Genomic DNA, 17273 nt, shown 5'->3' with positions numbered 1-17273 from the left:
ATCAGCGGAGGGATCACCGGAAGGGGCTTCGGACACGGCTTCGGAGACTGCTTCCGAGGCGGCTTCGGACGGTTCCCCGGGCGGGCCCTCGGACGCGGCGGCGGGCGCCTCGGCCTCGACCGGTTCCCCGGAGGTCGGCGGTTCCACGGCTTGCAAGGCTTCGGCAGCGTCGTCCTCGGGGCCTTTCGGCGCAGGCGGCTGGGATGAGCGAGTGGTGACAGGCACCCGAGGGTCCTTCCGTACGAAGCCCGGCGGTTCGGGGGATCCGGCAGGGAGCCGGATCCGCCACAGTTTCGTACGGGCTGTCTTCGGCCCGCGTTCAGCCGCCCCCGGCCAGCGCTCGGCAAACACCGCGCAAACGGCGCGCCAAGCGGCCGGTCACGCGCCCCCGACCGCGGTGAGCAGCGCCAACGGTGCCGCCGCCGAACGGGACTCCCGTACACACGCGTGCGGGTACGGTACCGGCTCCGCGTGGGTGTCACGGCCGTAGCCCGCGAGGACCTCGGGAAGGCGGTGCCCGGTCGCGGTCGCCGCGTCGACCAGCGCGTGCGCGACCGTACGGGCCTCGTCGTGCAGACCGTAACGGGCGAGGCCCAGCGTGATCAGGGCGTTGTCGTGCGGCCAGACCGAACCGCGGTGGTAGGAGAGCGGGTGGTACGCCGGCTGCCCGGACGCCAGGGTGCGTACGCCCCAGCCGGAGAAGAAGTCCGGTTCGAGCAGCCGCCGGCCGACGACCTTCCCGTACTCCTTGTCCAGCAGACCCGACCAGAGCAGATGCCCCGCGTCCGAGGCGAGCGCGTCGACCTGGCGGCCCTCGCCGTCCAGGGCGAGCGCCGGGAAGGCACGCTCCGGCATCCAGAAGTCCCGCTGGAACCGGTCCCGCAGGTCGGCGGCCGCCTGTTCCAGCAGGGCCGCGTACTTCTCGTCCTCCCACACCGTGCGCGCCACCCACGCCGTGCGGCGCAGCGCGTCGTACGCGTAGCCCTGGGCCCCCGCCGCCATCACCGCTCCGGTCGCGCGGGTGCCGTCCGCGGAGCAGATGGCGCCGGGGGAGTCCTTCCAGTTCTGGTTGGCCAGACCGCCCTGGTCGGCCCGGTACACCAGGTAGCCGCGCGAGGTGAGCCCGCCGTGGTCCAGCATCCAGCCGATCGCCGCGCGGGCGTGCGGCTCAAGCCGACGGGCCAGCGTCACATCACGGGTCTGCTCGACATACGCGCCGAGGAGGACGAGGAACAGCGGGGTCGCGTCCACCGAGCCGTAGTAGCGGCCGTACGGCACCTGCTCGAAGTGGGCCAGTTCACCGTGCCGCACCTCGTGCACGATCTTGCCGGGCTGGGACACCGTCCGCGGGCCGGTCTCGGTGGCCTGGGCCGCGGCGAGCGCGAGCAGCGTGGCGGCGGCCGGGCGGGGCCGGTAGGGGAGGGCGAACAGCGAGGTGAGCAGGGCGTCACGGCCCAGCAGGGTCAGGAACCAGGGGGCGCCCGCCGCCGGGACGCGCAGCTCCTCGCCGTCCGGCCCGGTCGCCTGGACCTGCAGCGAGGCCAGGTCCGCGAGACCACGTGCACAGGCCGCGGCCAGCTCGGGCCAGCCGGTCGGGAAGGCCACGCCCTCCACGAACTCGCCCTCCTGCGCGAGGAGTTGTCCGGTGACCGAGGCCGGTGAGCGGGGTACCCGCAGGGCCCGCTTCTCGCCGTGCGGCCGGGCCATCACCCGCAGGGTCAGCTCGGCGGAGCCGTGCGGTTCGAGCTCCAGCTTCCACACCAGCCGTCGGGCGCCGGTGCCGGTCTCCTCGATGCCGTCCGGCACGGGCTCGGCCGTCACGGTCGTACAGGACTTCCACTCGCCGCGGCGGTAGGTGAACTCCACGCCGTCGTCGAGGACCTGGCGGCGGCGGACGACACCGGTCTTCGCGTACGTACGGTGGTCGGAGCGCAGTTCGAACTGGTCGGTGAAGTCGGCGTCGGCGGTGACCGCGAGGCGCACCGTCGTCGGCACCGGGCGGTTGCTGACCACCCGCAGCGACTCCACGAACGAACTGTCACCGACGGCCTGTTCACGAAAGAGCGTGCAGGACGGCGGCTCGTTGCGGCCGCCTCGCGGGACGAGCACGCACCGCGTGGTGTCCCCGTCCGCGACCGGCGAGAGCACCTCCGGCACGGCGCCGTCGACCGTCAGCTGCCAGCGGCTGAGGTGCCGGGCGTCCCGGACGAACAACCCCTCGGGGGATCCCGCGGCCACCCCGGAGCCCCGTACGCCGCTGATGTCCCCGCGGTCGCCCACGGCGGCGAACGTCCCGCCGTACACGAGCAGATGATGTCGGTCCGTCATCCCCGGTCCCCTCCCTTGAGAGCCGTGATACCCGTGCCGGCCGGGATTCCCGGTCCGGCCATGACACCCGTGCCTGACGTGGTGTCGTCGTGCAGCAGGTCGAGCGTGAGCGCCGCGGTCCAGCTGAAGCCGGTCGCGCCGCAGGCCTCGCCGGTGTACGGGTCGACGTACTCCGCGAAGTCGGAGGTGTCCGCGATGTCCAGCACGGCCCGGCGCAGCGCGTCCGCGCCGTCCTGGTCGCCGTGCAGCCTGAGGCCCCGCTCGAGCAGCCAGCTCGTGTTGAACCAGGCCGGGCCGCGCCAGTAGCGGTGCGGGTCGAAGGCCTCGCCGAGCAGGTCGTGGCTGGGCGCGAGGCGGGTGCTGGTCCCCAGGCCGAAGTGCGGGCCGCGCAGGGTGCGTACGAGAGCGGCGGCCACCTCGCGCGGCAGGCCGGGCAGGAGCAGGGGGACGAGGCCGGAGACGCCCCGCTCCGGGACGAGGGCGCCGGTGAGCGGGCGCCGGCCCGGGTCCGGATCCCCGCCGCGCAGATCACGGCAGAAGAACATGCCCTCCGCCGGGTCCCACAGCCGCTCGACCAGCGCCGCGGTGAGCCGCTCCGCGCGCGCGTGCCGGGCCGTGCCGGTCGCGCCCAGCTCGTACGCGATGCGCGCGAGGGCGTGTTCGGAGGCGATGAGCAGCGCGTTGAAGGCCGGATCCTCGACGGCGAACTCCGCTCCCCCGCTCCCGCTCCCGCCGCGCCCGCGCCCGTTCCCGCCCTCCCGCACTCCGCCGTCGCGGTATCCGCCGTCCCGGTAGTCGGTGGCCAGCCGCACGTACCGCCCGTAGTCCAGATCCGTCGGACGGTCCTCGGGCGCCCCGTGGTCGAGGTCGGCGCGCCGGAACGAGCGCGCCGGGGCCGGGGCGACCCGGGAGAGCGGCGCGTCCCAGCTCGGCGCGTTGTCCATGCCCTGCTCCCACGGATGGACGACGGACACCAGCCCGCCTCCGCCCAGGTCGCGCCGGTGCAGCAGATAGCGGTGCCAGGCGGCCAGCCGGGGGTACACCCGGGCGAGGAAACCGCGGGCGCGGGAGAGCCCCGGGTCGGCGCAGTGCACCAGCCAGGCCGCGAGCGCGTGCACCGGTGGCTGCACGATGCCGGAGGTCTGTACGGTGCGCGGGGCGCCCGCAGCGCGCCCCGCGGTCGAGGAGCGCCAGAAGTCGGGGCTCGGGAAGTACGCGTCGAGCGGCACGGAGGGGTTGAACACGATGTGCGGGATGCGCCCGTCGCCCCACTGGGCGTCCAGCAGCGTCTCCAGCTCGGTCTGTGCCCGGCGCGGCGAGACGTGCCGCAGGCCGATGGCGATGAAGGCCGAGTCCCAGGACCACTGGTGCGGGTACAGACCGGGTGAGGGAACCGTCGACGTACCCGTCCAGTTGCCCGCCAGCACGCTGGCCGCCCTGCGGCGCAGAGCCGCGAGCTGCGGCGTCCCGGGTGCCGGGGCCCCGAGGTGCGGCGGACCCGGCGGACCCGCCGGATCGTATGCAACGGCGTACTCCGCCGGGCGGGCGATGAGCTGGGCGGTGCGATCCACTCGGGGCTCCCCGAAGACGACAAGGCCGACCGGTTCGGCAGTGGCTACCATAGGGTTACGTCTATTTAACACGCAAAACTCAATATGTAATGCAGGCTTGAGAAACACAAGGGGGTGCGCATGACGGGACGAGGCCAGGCCAGCTCCGGAGATCTGCTCGAACTGGTGCGCAGGGGACGGGCGACGACACGTGGTGCCCTCCAGCAGGCCACCGGCCTCTCCCGTGCCACCGTCGGCCAGCGTCTGGACCGTCTTTTCCGTGCCGGCTGGCTGCGCGAGGGGGCCGGCGGCCCGGTCGACTCCCCGCTGGGCGGCCGTCCCTCGATCACCCTGGAGTTCGACGACGCCCACGCCGTCGTCCTGGCGGCGGACCTGGACACGCGGCACGCGCGGGCGGCCGTCCTGACGCTGACCGGGGAGATCCTGGCCGAGCACGGCGGCACGCTGGTCGTCGAGGACGGGCCGGACGCGGTGCTCGGCGAGCTGGGCGGCTGGTTCGCCGAGCTGCTGGAGAAGGCGGGCCACCGGCCGGACGAGGTGTGCGGCATCGGACTCGCCGTGCCCGGCCCGGTCGACAGCGAGACCGGCCGGGTCGTCCAGCCGCCGATCATGCCCGGCTGGGACGGCTACGACATACGGGGCCGCCTGTCCCGCGCCTTCGCCGAACGGACGGCGGGCGGGACCAAGGGCGGAAACGGCGGCGCGGCGGCGGTCCCCGTCCTCGTCGACAACGACGCGAACCTCATGGCGTACGGCGAACAGCGCACCGGATACGCCGACTGCTCGGCGTTCGTGCTGGTCAAGGTGTCGACAGGCATAGGCGCGGGGGTCGTGGTCGGCGGCTCGATCTTCCGTGGCATCGACGGCGGGGCCGGCGACATCGGGCACATCCGGGTGGGCGCGGAGGCGCTGTGCCGCTGTGGTTCCTACGGCTGCCTCGCGGCCGTCGCCAGCGGTGGCGCGGTGGCGCGCAGACTGGCGGAGTCGGGTGTCCCGGCGTCATCGGGATCGGATGTGCGCGACCTGCTCGCGGCCGGCCACCCGGAGGCGGCCGCCCTGGCCCGTGAGGCCGGGCGCCGGGTCGGGGACGTGCTGGCGACCGTCGTGACCCTGCTCAACCCCGGGGTTCTGATGATCGCCGGAGATCTGGCCGGAACCGCCTTCCTCACGGGCGTGCGCGAGTTGCTCTACCAGCGTGCGCTGCCCCGCTCCACGGCCCGTCTGGACGTGGTGACCTCGCGGCTGGGGGAGCGGGCGGGCCTGGTGGGAGCGGGTGCGCTGGTCGTGGAGCACCTGTACGCGCCGGAGCGGGTCGAGGAGCGGTTGCTGGCGCTCGGGGTGTGAGGGACGCTCGTGTGACGGGACTCCCGGGAATCCCCGGGATGCTCGTGTGACGAGCAGGTTTCCATCCCTGGACGGGTCTTGGGGCGCGTCCGCATCGTGAAATCGGGGCGTCCGCACAAGGCTGATTCCAGCGTGATTCTCGCCACCCCTGAGGGGGGCAGTGCTCAGATGAGCGAATCAAGAGCGACTGCACTTCTCCAAGGGGTGGCACTCAGTGCCACCCCTTGATCGTTCATCGATCGAAATCAATCGTGCCGCTCAGTGCTCATCTGAGCGTAATATGGGGCATGTGAGAGCCGGTCGGGAGGTGCTTGCGTTCAAGAAGTAAAAACATCGGCGGCCGTGCGCTTGCCAAGCCTTGACTTTCGATCCGCTGGCGGACGGTTGGTTACGGGCACATGACGCGCGAGTGGACGTACCCAGGAGCCTTCGATCTGGGTATGTTCCTGGCCGTCAGGGCAGCCACCGCGTCCTCGAGGAGTCGAGACCCGTGTCGGAAAACAAAGATCTCCAGGTAGCCGAGCAGGCCGCGACCGTTGAGGGCGTGAAGTTCGTCTACGACTTCACCGAGGGCAACAAGGACCTCAAGGACCTCCTCGGCGGCAAGGGCGCGAACCTCGCCGAGATGACCAACCTGGGCCTTCCGGTCCCTCCGGGCTTCACCATCACCACCGAGGCCTGCAAGGTCTACCTCGACAGCGGCGAGGAGCCGGCGGCACTGCGTGACGAGGTGAGTGCGCACCTCGACGCGCTGGAGCAGCGCATGGGCAAGAAGCTCGGCCAGGCCGACGACCCGCTGCTGGTCTCGGTCCGCTCCGGCGCCAAGTTCTCGATGCCCGGCATGATGGACACGGTCCTCAACATCGGCCTCTCCGACAAGTCGGTCCAGGGCCTCGCCAAGCAGGCCGGCGACGACCGCTTCGCCTGGGACTCCTACCGCCGCCTGATCCAGATGTTCGGCAAGACGGTCCTCGGCGTCGACGGCGAGCTCTTCGAGGACGCGCTGGACGCCGCGAAGGCCGCCAAGAAGGTCACCGTCGACACCGAGCTCGAGGCCGCCGACCTCAAGAAGCTGGTCACCAAGTTCAAGCGGATCGTCAAGAACGAGGCCGGCCGCGACTTCCCGCAGGACCCGCGCGAGCAGATGGACCTCGCCATCCACGCGGTCTTCGACTCCTGGAACACCGACCGCGCCAAGCTCTACCGCCGCCAGGAGCGCATCCCGGGCGACCTGGGCACGGCCGTCAACGTCTGTTCCATGGTCTTCGGCAACCTGGGCCCCGACTCGGGCACCGGCGTGGCGTTCACCCGCGACCCCGCCTCCGGTCACCAGGGCGTCTACGGCGACTACCTCCAGAACGCCCAGGGCGAGGACGTGGTGGCGGGCATCCGCAACACCGTCCCGCTGGCCGAGCTGGAGTCGATCGACAAGAAGTCGTACGACCAGCTGATGCAGATCATGGAGACGCTGGAGAACCACTACAAGGACCTCTGCGACATCGAGTTCACCATCGAGCGCGGTCAGCTGTGGATGCTCCAGACCCGCGTCGGCAAGCGCACGGCGGGCGCGGCCTTCCGCATCGCCACCCAGCTCGTCGACCAGGGCCTGATCGACGAGGCCGAGGCGCTCCAGCGGGTCACCGGCGCCCAGCTCGCCCAGCTGATGTTCCCGCGCTTCGACGACGAGGCGAAGGTCCAGCAGGTCGGCCGGGGCATCGCGGCGTCACCGGGCGCGGCGGTCGGCAAGGCGGTCTTCGACTCGTACACGGCCGTCAAGTGGTCCCGCTCGGGCGAGAAGGTCATCCTGGTCCGCCGTGAGACCAACCCCGACGACCTGGACGGCATGATCGCGGCCGAGGGCATCCTGACCTCGCGCGGCGGCAAGACCTCGCACGCGGCCGTGGTGGCCCGAGGCATGGGCAAGACCTGTGTCTGCGGCGCCGAGGAGCTCGAGGTCGACACCAAGCGCCGGCGGATGACGGTGCCGGGCGGCCATGTCGTCGAGGAAGGCGACCTGATCTCCATCGACGGCTCGAGCGGCAAGGTCTACCTGGGCGAGGTCCCGGTGGTCCCGTCCCCCGTCGTGGAGTACTTCGAGGGCCGGATGCACGCGGGCGCCAACGACGCCGACGAACTGGTCGAGGCGGTCCACCGGATCATGGCCTTCGCGGACCGGAAGCGCCGTCTGCGGGTCCGGGCCAACGCGGACAACGCCGAGGACGCGCTGCGCGCCCGCCGCTTCGGCGCCCAGGGCATCGGCCTGTGCCGTACGGAGCACATGTTCCTCGGCGACCGTCGTGAGCTGGTCGAGCGCCTGATCCTCGCGGACACGGAGGACGAGCGCGAGGAGTCGCTGAAGGCACTCCTGCCGCTCCAGAAGCAGGACTTCGTGGAGCTGTTCTCGGCGATGGACGGCCTTCCGGTCACGGTCCGGCTCCTGGACCCGCCGCTGCACGAGTTCCTGCCCGACATCACCGAGCTGTCGGTCCGCGTGGCCCTGGCGGAGTCCCGTCAGGAGCCCCACGAGAACGAACTCCGGCTCCTCCAGGCCGTCCACCGTCTGCACGAGCAGAACCCGATGCTGGGCCTGCGCGGCGTACGCCTCGGCCTGGTCATCCCCGGCCTGTTCACCATGCAGGTACGGGCGATCGCGGAGGCCGCGGCCGAGCGCAAGACGGCGAAGGGCGACCCGCGCGCGGAGATCATGATCCCGCTCGTCGGCACGGTCCAGGAGCTGGAGATCGTCCGCGAGGAGGCCGACCAGGTCATCGCGGAGGTGGAGGCGGCGACCGGCGTCCAGCTGAAGCTCTCGATCGGCACGATGATCGAGCTGCCGCGCGCCGCGCTGACCGCCGGTCAGATCGCCGAGGCGGCGCAGTTCTTCTCCTTCGGCACGAACGACCTGACCCAGACGGTGTGGGGCTTCAGCCGCGACGACGTCGAGGCCTCGTTCTTCACGGCCTACCTGGAGAAGGGCATCTTCGGCGTCAGCCCGTTCGAGACGATCGACCGGGACGGCGTCGGCTCCCTGGTGAAGCTGGCGGTGGAGGCCGGCCGCGCCACCCGCCCCGACCTCAAGCTCGGCGTCTGCGGCGAGCACGGCGGCGACCCGGAGTCCGTCCACTTCTTCCACGAGGTGGGACTCGACTACGTCTCCTGCTCGCCGTTCCGGATCCCGGTGGCGCGGCTGGAAGCGGGCCGGGCGGCATCACAGTCGACGGGCAGCGACCACCGCTGACCCCCGATAACCCCGGAGCCGCCGCCGGTCCCCGACCCTCACCGATCGGCGGCGGCCCCGGCGCACCACGGAGGACGGCACCCTGTGCGGGGGTGTCGTCCTCTTGCGTTGTCCGCGGGTCGCGTCTGGCGGCCCGGGCGGCCGCCGCGCACGAGTTCATCACCGCGCGGCCCGAGGGGTACGACACCTCGCACCACCATCATGATCACGCACGACCTCAACCTGGCTCCCGACGCCGACCGCATCCTCGTCGTCGACCGCGGCCACCTCGTCGAACCGGCCGCCACGAAGACCTCCTCACCCACGGCGGCACCTACGCCCACCTACACAACTCCCAAACCCCACCCTTCACACGACCGCCCACCTACGCCTACGGGTGAGCAGCGTTCGCGCTGCGATCCGGGGTACGGGTGGCCCGCGATGGTGGCCTCTTTTCTGTGGCGAAGTGGCTGGAAGTCGATCGCCTGATGTGATGGTTGTGGGGAGATAGATCGTTTCTGTCAACTTACGTGCCGCTACAGTCCGTTACTCCTGGCGATGGTCGCGTCGCTGATGGTCACGGAGGCATGGATGAAGAGGGCATTGCTCGGCCTGGCTGCGGTTGGTCTGATGTTCGGTGGTGCGGTGGCGGTGCCTACTTCGCCGGTGCAGGGGAAGATCCCGAAACTTGCACCGCTGGGCGCGGAGTTTAGTGAAGGAAAGTACAAGTTCAACCGGCCCGGCATCAATCACGGCGCCTTCGAATGGCGGGGTCGGCTCAAGGACACGATCACCACTGACCGGCACAACGTCTACGTCGAGGTGAAGGTTCACGGGCACGGCTGGGTGCGCTACTACGGAAAGCAGCGGAGTTCAGTTCGGTTGCATGAGTCCAACTGGGACGGTGCGCAGCGCTATACGGGAAAGGTTAAGTTCCGGGTATGCCGCGACCGGGGTGCCCTTCGCCCGGACAATTGCGCTCCGGAGCAGAACTTTTTGTACGACTGGGACCATGCCTGATCGGTCTGACTTCCCGAGCTCAGGTGGATTTGCCTGGGCTCGGGCTCTTGATAGGGGGACGAGATCAATACGTCAGAAGTTCTTTCCGCCAAAGGGATTGATCTTCTCTATGGGGAAACGTCGGCTGTCAGGAACGCGCACATTTCCCTGCGTCGGGGAGAAGTCGCGGCGATCACCGGTCAAAGCGGTTCGGGCAAGTCGTCGCTGCTGTATTGTTTGGCAGGTGTCTTGCCAGTCACCTGCGGTGAGATCCGTTTCGAAGGGAATTCCCTCGGGGCTCTCAACGATGAAGAGCTAAGTGTGCTGCGTCGTGAACGTTTCGGTTTCGTCTTCCAGTACGGTGAACTCTTGCCGGAGTTGACCGTGGAAGAAAACACCGCGCTGCCGCTCCGGCTAGCCGGTCGGCGTAAGGCCGACGCCCTTGCCGCGGCCGGTGAAGTTCTGGGGCGTCTCGGCCTTGGTGATCTACGAGGGCGACGTCCGTCGCAGGTGTCCGGAGGGCAGAGTCAACGCGTGGCGGTGGCTCGTTCATTGGTGCACAAGCCGGCTGTTGTATTCGCGGATGAGCCCACCGGTTCGCTTGACAGCAACAATGCCACGGCTGTGCTGGAGGAGTTCCTCACCCTTGCGCGATCACAAGGAACGGCAGTGGTGCTCGTGACGCACGACACGCAGGTAGCAGCACGAGCCGATACCCGCTACACGATGCGCGACGGAATGCTCACGGCTCAAGCACAGGAGACGTCGTGAAGGAACTTCTCTTGGGGCTAAGGCTGTTGCTCGGGAGCGGACGAGGTAACCGTGTGCGTTTCATGCTCATGGTCGTGGGCAGCGGGGTAGGTGTGTGCTGTCTGGCGGTCGTTCTCGCGATTCCGGGAATTCTGGCTGCGCAAGATTCCAGAAAGGCAGCTCGAGAGCCAGATTGCTCGAACGGACGAGGTAGCTGTCTATCAACTGCAGGGGCCGGCCTGGCCCTCACCCGCCTGGGCCCCTACGGTTCCGAACCCCTCACCCGGATCTTCGTGGCTCAGACAGGCCCACCTATCGCTCCGCCACCGGGCCTTCCGGAGCTTCCGGGACCCGGTGAGGTGTTCGTTTCTCCTCGGCTGCACGAGCTGCTGAACAAAGATCCCGGCCTCTCTCGACTTCTGCCCGGCAACGAGGTCGGCCTCATCTCCGCCGAAGGGCTGGCCCAGCCCGACGAGCTTTACGCGTACGTCGGCAGCAGACCCGAAGAGCTCAAGGGAGGTGGCCACTTGTCGGAATTCGGTTGGAAATACGCGCGCTTCCCGACTGTGGAGCCCTCTACGCTCGACATTCTGCGCTTCACCTTGGCAGGTGTCGTACTGCTTCCGCTGGCAGTGTTCCTATCCGTGTGTGCCCGGCTGTCCGCCGCTTCCCGCATGAGGCGGCTGGCCGCATTGCGCCTGCTCGGGCTGAGTGCAAAGGGCACACAGCGTGTCAACGCGGCCGAGACCGTCGCTGCCGCACTGCTGGGAGCCGTGCTAGGCCTGGGTGCCTACTGGGTCGTCAACCAGTTGGTGGCGCGGATGGGACTGCCCGGGTTCAAGTGGTACCCGGCCGATGGCGCACTGCCCGGGACGGCGCTTCTCGTCTGTCTGGTGGGTTGTCCGGCGTTGGCCTGGTTCGTGGGTCGGGTCGGAGCGAAGAAGGCCGCGGCCAACCCGCTGGCCGTGCGGCGCAGTGCTGTGGAGAAGCCGCCGCGTCTGTGGGGCCTGCTTCCGCTTGTTCCCGGACTGGGCATCGTCATCGGATACTGTGTGGCCGGCGCGACGGGAAACGTACCCACGGACACGTCGTTCTCGGCGATTTTGATGCCGCTCGCCGTCGTGCTGGTCGGTACCGGCCTCGTGCTGTCGTTGCCGATCCTCTCGCGCGCGCTGGCCCGGACGGTTGCCCGAGCCACGAGTTCGCTGTCTCTGGGTCTCGCCATGCGCCGCAACGAAGTGGAACCGGGCGGTGCTCTACGCGTGGCGACCGGCCTGGTGTTGCTGGTCTACGCGGCGTCGCTCACGCAGGGCGTGCTCATCGAACTGAACCAGGTCTCCAAGAACACCTCGCCGGTTCAGCTCTACACCATGGCGCTCGACGAGGTTCCCGAGAGCAAGGAGCGGGCTCTCACCGAGGTTCCAGGCGTCCGTAGCCACGCCATTCAGGCGCAGTCGTGGACGGAACCCGGCAGCGAGGTGTGGACCAGCATCAGTGCCGTGATCGCCACTTGCGGGCAACTGCGCAGAATGGCGTCCTTGGTCGAGAACTGCGTCGACGGACGTCCCGCCCGGCTGATGGTTCAGGGTCACACCTACGACGAGGCCAGCAAGCCGGGAAACAGTTTCCCCTTCCACCTGCGAAACTCCGAAGGCGAGCGCCGGGTCGTCAATGTGGAGGTGCCGCGCCAGACGATCAAGTATCACGACGACACGGCAGCACAGATGGTCAGCAGCGGCGCTGTTCTGATCCCACCGTCCCTGTTCCCCGCCGGATTCCGTCCCGAGGACCGAGCCACTCTCAAGCTGCTGAGCAGCGCCGCAGCCGTGCGCTCCGTACTCGAAGGCATCGCGGGGGTAGACCCCACGATCGAGGTGGAGACGGACGGCGTGGACGCCGCCGCTCTTCAGCAGATCACCGTCATCAAGACCCTCCTCGCCGTGGGCATGATCCTGGGTCTGATCATCGGGGTGGCGGCGTATCTCGTCGCCGCCACCGATCGAGCCGTGGAACGCCGGCCGCAGGTCACTGCCCTGGCGTTGCTCGGGGCCAGGCCCCGGACGCTCCGGGCCGTTCAGGTCGCGCAGGTTGTCTTGCCCCTGGCCGTCGGGCTCGTGCTCGCCGTGGTGACCGGGAAGATGGCGGAGTCCAGTTACCTGGTGACCGGTGGCGGGGCAGTGTTCTGGGACGGGGACGGGCTGCCGCTGCTCCTCGCTTCCGCGCTCGGCGTTGTGGTTGTCGCCGCGCTCGGTGCCCTGCCGCTGATCGGGCGGCGGATCGACCCGGAGTTGATTCGGCGGGACTGATCGGCGGTAGCGGGCGTGAGTATGGGCGGCACCCTGGGGGTGCCGCCCTTTGTTGTGGGTATGGGGGTTCAGGGTGTCGGCAGGGTGGACAGCCAGGTGGTCAGGAGTTGGTTGGTTCGTTCGGGGTGTTCCTGCTGGAGCCAGTGGCCGCAGTTTTCGATGATGTGGGATGAGGAGAGGCCGGGGAGGGTCTCGGGGAATGCCTCGATCGCGGCGGCCAGCCAGGTCGTGGAGGCGTCGAGGGCGCCGCCGATGAACAGGGACGGCTGGGTGATCGGGGCGCCGTTGAAGGGCGTGAGATCCGCCCAGTCGCGGTCCATGTTGCGGTAGCGGTTCAGGGCGCCGGTCAGGCCGGTTCGCTCGAACTCCTCCGCGTAGACGTCGAGATCCGCCTCCGTGAGCCAGGCGGGGAGCACCCCGGCGGGAAAACGGTCGCGCAGTTTTCCGCCCCGGGTGACGAAGTGGGGGTCGGGGGAGCCCGCCGCCGGCATGGTGTCCGCGGACAGGGCGGCGTAGAAGCCCGCGAGCCAGCCCCGTACGTCGGGCTCGATCTCCGCCTCGGCACGGCCGGGTTCCTGGAAGTAGGAGACGTAGAACTCCTCCTCCCCGGCCGCCGCACTCGCCCCATCCGTCCCACCCTCCCCGCCGGCCTCATCCGCCGCACTCACCCCATCCGTCGCATCCGTCGAACTCATCGCGCCCATCTGCGCGAAGACCTCGCTCGGTTTCGGTCCGCCCGGTGGGGTGTAGGGGACGCTCAGCAGGCCCACCGCGTGGAAGACGTCCGGGCGCAGCAGGGCGGAGTCCGCCGCGATCGTCGCACCCCAGTCGTGACCGACGATCACCGCGGACCGCTCGCCCAGGGCGTGGACGGCCGCGGCGTTGTCCTCCACCAGTTCCGTCATGCGGTAGGCGTCCGTGGCGCGGGGCTTGGAGGAACGGCCGTAGCCGCGGACGTCGATGGCGGCCGCGCGGTACCCGGCCGCGGCCAGCGCCGGCAACTGGTGACGCCAGGAGTACCAGGACTCGGGGAAGCCGTGCACGAGCAGGACCAGAGGGCCTTCGCCCTGCTCCACCACGTGCAGACGGCCCGCGGGTGAGGGGACCATGCGGTGTTTCACGTCGTTCGCGGTCTGCTGCGACATCGGTGGGCCCTCCGGGACTTGAGATCGGCTGTCGGTTCCGAGGGTGTGGTCCCGGTGCGCAAGGCGCGAGTTCTGTTGCCGGTTCGGCAAACAGCCGGCGGTCGCCCAGGCGTGCCGGGTCCACGACTCCGGCGGCGGCTCGCGCCTTGCGTCTCCCTATTCGCAGGCCACGCCGTCGCCGTCGCGGTCCAGGTGGCGCCCGTAACCCGGGTCGCCCACGCGGACCGGAGCGGCGCCGGCCGCGCGGGCGGCCGCGCAGTTGGCGTAGTACGCACTTCCGGAGTCGCCGGAATCGCCGGAATCGGCGGAGCCGGCCGAGCCGTTGGAATCGTCGGCTCCGGCGGCGGTGCCGGATCCGGAGCCGTCCTCGTTCGCCGCCGCCTTCGCCGTGACCGTCTTCGTCACCTTCACCGTCTCCGTCGCCGTGGCGGTCACCGTGCCCGCCGGTTCGGGGACGGCGGTCTCGGTCGCAGTGGTCGTCACGGTCACCGTGGGCCGCGGTTCGGCGGACGTCGGCTTCGCCTCCGTCGTGGTGTCGCCGTCGGCCGCGCCGATGCCCGCGCCGAGGAACAGGGCGAGGGCGAGGGCGGGCAGGACGTATCTCTTTCTGGCCCACCGGGGGGTGGTGTTGTGGGCGGGTGCGGTGGTGTACGGGTTGCTCATGTTCGTCCCCCGGAGCCGTGGTGTGAGGGGACGACGGTATGGCCGTTTTGCATGTGGTGTGGGAGGAGTGGCTGTTCTGTGACCTTCTGTGTGCATCGCCCCAGCCGACGGGGGATGGGGGAGAGGGGGAGGGAGGGAGAGAGTGGAGGGTGCCGGCCGCGCTGGTCGAGTGCCGTCCTCCCTCCCTCCTCCCGGGCGGTGGGCCGGGGGGCGTCAGATGGACACCGCTACCGCCGTGAACGTCGTCTCCGGGAGCTGCGGGCTGGTGAAGCGCGCGTTGACCAGGTAGAGGCGGTCGCCGTAGCGGGCGGCCGTGGTGGGGACGTCGAAGCGGGGGTCGGTGATCGTGCGGGTGAGCGTGGCCGTGGTCGCCGTGCGGTCCAGCGACCAGACGCTGATCAGGTTGAGGCGGTTCTGGACCACGTACAGCGTGCGGCCGATGCGGTAGAGGCCGTCGCCGTTCACCACGTCCGACGCGCCGACCAGCGCGATCCTCGTGGCGTGACCGGTCCTGACGTCCACGTTGTACAGCTCGCCCGGTGTGCTCTTGACGACGATCAGGCCTCGGCCGTCCGGTGTGCCGACGATTCCGTTGGCGTTGTTCACGTCGGGGAGCTGGACCCAGTCGCCGGTGAGCGGAAGGGCGCGGATCTCGCCGTCGGTCCGGCCGCGCGGGGCGCCGTACAGCACGGCGTCCCGCGAGTCGGTGAACCAGGCCCGGTCGCCGAGCAGGGTCACGTCGTTGATGAAGTGGCCTACCGCTGCACTGAGTTGGTGGGACGTCAGCAGCAGCCCGGTGCGGGAGTCGATCACGCGCGCCACTCCCGTGCTGCCCGCCACGTACAGCAGGCCGTCGTGGTCGAGCTTCAGGCCGACCGACACCTGGCCGGTGCCGCCCGCGTACAGGACCGTGCCCTCGCCGGTGCGCAGGTCGGTGCGGAGGATGCCGCCGTTGGCGCGCGAGCCCTGGTAGGCGTACGGCTTGCCGCCGATGGCGATGCCCTCGGGGAGCCAGCCGTCGGGGAGGGGGTACTCGGTCGGCCAAACGTCCTTGTCGGTAGGGGACTTGGGGGTTCGCGAGGCGGACGGGGCCGCGGTCGCGGCGGGGGACGCCGTGGCCGTCAGGGTGAGGGCGGCAGCCAGGGCCGCGCTGCCGAGGACGGCGCGGCGGGACGGGCCGGCAGCGGGCGTGGGGGCGGGTGTGGGGGTCATGGTTACGTGCCTCCGTGAGTGGGGTGCGGGCGGCGAACGGCGTAACTCTGCGTACGGATGGAACTCTGCGTACGGACGGAACTCTGCGTACGGATGGAACTTTGCGTACGGTGTGACTCCGTGTACGGCGTCCCTCTGTATCTGGCGTGCCTCTGCTTGCGGCGTGCCTCTGCTCACGCGTGACGCGGCGAACCGCGGCCACACCGGGTGCGGCTGTGGCCACCCGGTGTGTGGTGTCGCTCCGCTTCGGCTTCGTGGCGAGTAACGAGCCGCCGCCCCACCCCGTTCCTCCGTTCGGCTGTCGAGTTCCTGTCAATCCCGCTCGCCGTCCACGGCCCCCACGCCGAAGTGCAAGTGCCTGCCCCCGGGCGTCCCTACGTCCGGAACGGCCCCTTCACCTCGTAGGTGATGCCGCCCGACGAACTGCCGCTCGTACCGCGCTGGCTGGAGAAGTACAGGCGGGTGCCGTCCGGGGAGAAGGCCGGGCCCGTGATCTCGGAGCCCGACTGGCCGTCGATGTGCAGGAAGGGCGCGACCACGTCGTCGGGGGTGATGAGGCAGATGTCCATGGTGCCGCCGTCCTCCGCCACGAACAGGTCACCGGAGGAGGAGCCCGTGACGTTGTCCACTCCGGTGAGGGGAGGGGTGCCGGACGTCACCAGCGAGTCGTCGTAGGCGAGTTCGATCGTCTGGGCGGCCGCGTTGTACTGCCAGACCCGGTTGTCGCCCTTCGTCGTGAACCAGCAGGTGTCGTCGGCGTAGTAGCAGCCCTCGCCGCCGTTGAAGCGCTTGGCGCCGGACACCTGGTTGCGGGTGGCGGTGGCGCCGGTCGGGTCGGGCACCGGGGACCAGGTCACGGGGCCGCTCGTGGCCGTGCCGGCCACCAGGACCTCCAGTGTTCCCGAGGACAGGTCGCCCCAGCTCGTCGGCCGGAAACGGTAGAAGCACCCGTCGGTCACGTCCTCGGTCAGGTAGAGCACCTTGCGGACCGGGTCGGCGGCGGCCGCCTCGTGCTTGAACCGGCCCATCGCGTCCCGGCGGACCGCCGCCTTCGTGCCCCAGGGGTCGGTCTCGTAGACGTACCCGCGGTCGACCTCCTCGCAGGACAGCCAGGTGTTCCACGGGGTCTTGCCGCCCGCGCAGTTCTGGCGGGTGGCGGAGAGGACGCGGTACGCGGCGGTGATCGTCCCCGTCGCCGAGAACTTCACCGCGCTCGCGCCGCCCGACGGGTTGATCTCCGAGTTGGAGACGTAGATCCAGCCCGTGCCGTCCGCGTAACAGGCGCCGCCGTCGGGGGCGTTGTGCCAGGTGTACGAGGTTCCGGACACCGTCTGGCCGGAGCGGGCGATCACCCGGCTGGTGAAGCCGCTCGGGAGCCGGATGCCGTTGGCGTCGGCCGCGCCGAGCGCCCCGTAGGGGCCTGTGCCGGGTTGGGCCGGGGCGGCGTAGGCGGCGCCGCGCCAGAGGGTTCCGCCGAGCACGGCGGAGGAGCCGCCGATCGCGGCCGCACGCAGGAAGGTACGACGTTCCACGCTCACTCCCAGGGGTGGTGTGGTGAACCGCCCGTACGCCGGTCCCGGCGACGGGGTCGTTCAGGGTCGTGCGCTGCCGAACGCTAGAAGTGCAGGGTAGCTATGTCGTGGACATGTCGTAACGGGGAGATGCGGGCTGGGTGACCGGGAGCGCCGTAGGCTGCCCGTGCACGCTGCGGCCGTGAGCTTTGCGGTCCGTGAACTTT

Annotated in this window: 12 protein-coding genes; 6 read left to right on the top strand and 6 right to left on the bottom strand. The window is 70.0% G+C overall.

Features of this window, described 5'->3' with window-relative positions:
• Positions 1–378: 378 nt before the first annotated feature.
• Positions 379–2328 carry a glycogen debranching N-terminal domain-containing protein gene (locus tag ASD48_RS04190; RefSeq protein ID WP_057599966.1) on the bottom strand — a complete coding sequence of 650 codons (1950 nt, stop codon included), beginning with the start codon at positions 2326–2328 and terminating at the stop codon, positions 379–381.
• Complete coding sequence (locus ASD48_RS04185; RefSeq protein WP_057599965.1) at positions 2325–3899, bottom strand: hypothetical protein; 1575 nt, start codon at positions 3897–3899, stop codon at positions 2325–2327. The genes ASD48_RS04190 and ASD48_RS04185 overlap by 4 nt, the downstream gene beginning before the upstream one ends.
• A gap of 120 nt (positions 3900–4019) precedes the next feature.
• On the opposite strand from ASD48_RS04185, the gene ASD48_RS04180 reads away from it, so the two are divergent.
• The 6 genes from ASD48_RS04180 to ASD48_RS04160 all read left to right on the top strand — a co-directional run bounded on the left by ASD48_RS04180 (position 4020) and on the right by ASD48_RS04160 (position 12515).
• Positions 4020–5243 carry an ROK family protein gene (locus ASD48_RS04180; RefSeq protein ID WP_107104213.1) on the top strand — a complete coding sequence of 408 codons (1224 nt, stop codon included), beginning with the start codon at positions 4020–4022 and terminating at the stop codon, positions 5241–5243.
• A gap of 490 nt (positions 5244–5733) precedes the next feature.
• Complete coding sequence (gene ppdK / locus ASD48_RS04175; protein ID WP_057599963.1) at positions 5734–8481, top strand: pyruvate, phosphate dikinase; 2748 nt, start codon at positions 5734–5736, stop codon at positions 8479–8481.
• Between the two features lie 201 nt (positions 8482–8682).
• A complete protein-coding gene (locus tag ASD48_RS44115) occupies positions 8683–8949 on the top strand; it encodes a hypothetical protein (RefSeq protein WP_242432496.1) in 267 nt (88 codons plus the stop codon).
• 69 nt (positions 8950–9018) lie between these two features.
• Positions 9019–9480 (top strand): hypothetical protein, encoded by a 462-nt coding sequence (locus ASD48_RS04170; protein ID WP_057599962.1) that lies wholly within the window; start codon positions 9019–9021, stop codon positions 9478–9480.
• 96 nt (positions 9481–9576) lie between these two features.
• Positions 9577–10230: an ABC transporter ATP-binding protein gene (locus tag ASD48_RS04165; RefSeq protein WP_242432543.1), complete on the top strand. Its 654-nt coding sequence runs from the start codon at positions 9577–9579 to the stop codon at positions 10228–10230.
• The gene (locus ASD48_RS04160) at positions 10227–12515 is read left to right on the top strand and encodes an FtsX-like permease family protein (protein ID WP_057599960.1); all 2289 of its coding nucleotides are present in this window, start codon (positions 10227–10229) and stop codon (positions 12513–12515) included. The genes ASD48_RS04165 and ASD48_RS04160 overlap by 4 nt, the downstream gene beginning before the upstream one ends.
• Before the next feature lie 68 nt (positions 12516–12583).
• Here ASD48_RS04160 and ASD48_RS04155 read toward each other — a convergent pair whose 3' ends face one another.
• From ASD48_RS04155 to ASD48_RS04140, 4 genes are all read right to left on the bottom strand, one after another.
• Entirely contained in the window at positions 12584–13660 is a 1077-nt protein-coding gene (locus ASD48_RS04155; protein WP_057599959.1) for an alpha/beta hydrolase, read from the bottom strand.
• 156 nt (positions 13661–13816) lie between these two features.
• Positions 13817–14323, bottom strand: coding sequence for an excalibur calcium-binding domain-containing protein (locus ASD48_RS04150; RefSeq protein ID WP_057599958.1), 507 nt, complete (start codon positions 14321–14323; stop codon positions 13817–13819).
• Positions 14324–14536: 213 nt separating this feature from the next.
• Positions 14537–15535 carry a hypothetical protein gene (locus ASD48_RS04145; RefSeq protein WP_057599957.1) on the bottom strand — a complete coding sequence of 333 codons (999 nt, stop codon included), beginning with the start codon at positions 15533–15535 and terminating at the stop codon, positions 14537–14539.
• 374 nt (positions 15536–15909) lie between these two features.
• Positions 15910–17067, bottom strand: coding sequence for an alkaline phosphatase PhoX (locus tag ASD48_RS04140; protein ID WP_057599956.1), 1158 nt, complete (start codon positions 17065–17067; stop codon positions 15910–15912).
• Positions 17068–17273 lie beyond the last annotated feature (206 nt).

It is taken from the genome of Streptomyces sp. Root1310 (assembly GCF_001426425.1).
In the GTDB taxonomy this organism is placed as follows: Bacteria; Actinomycetota; Actinomycetes; order Streptomycetales; family Streptomycetaceae; genus Streptomyces.
This window is presented reverse-complemented; position numbering and strand designations above follow the sequence as displayed.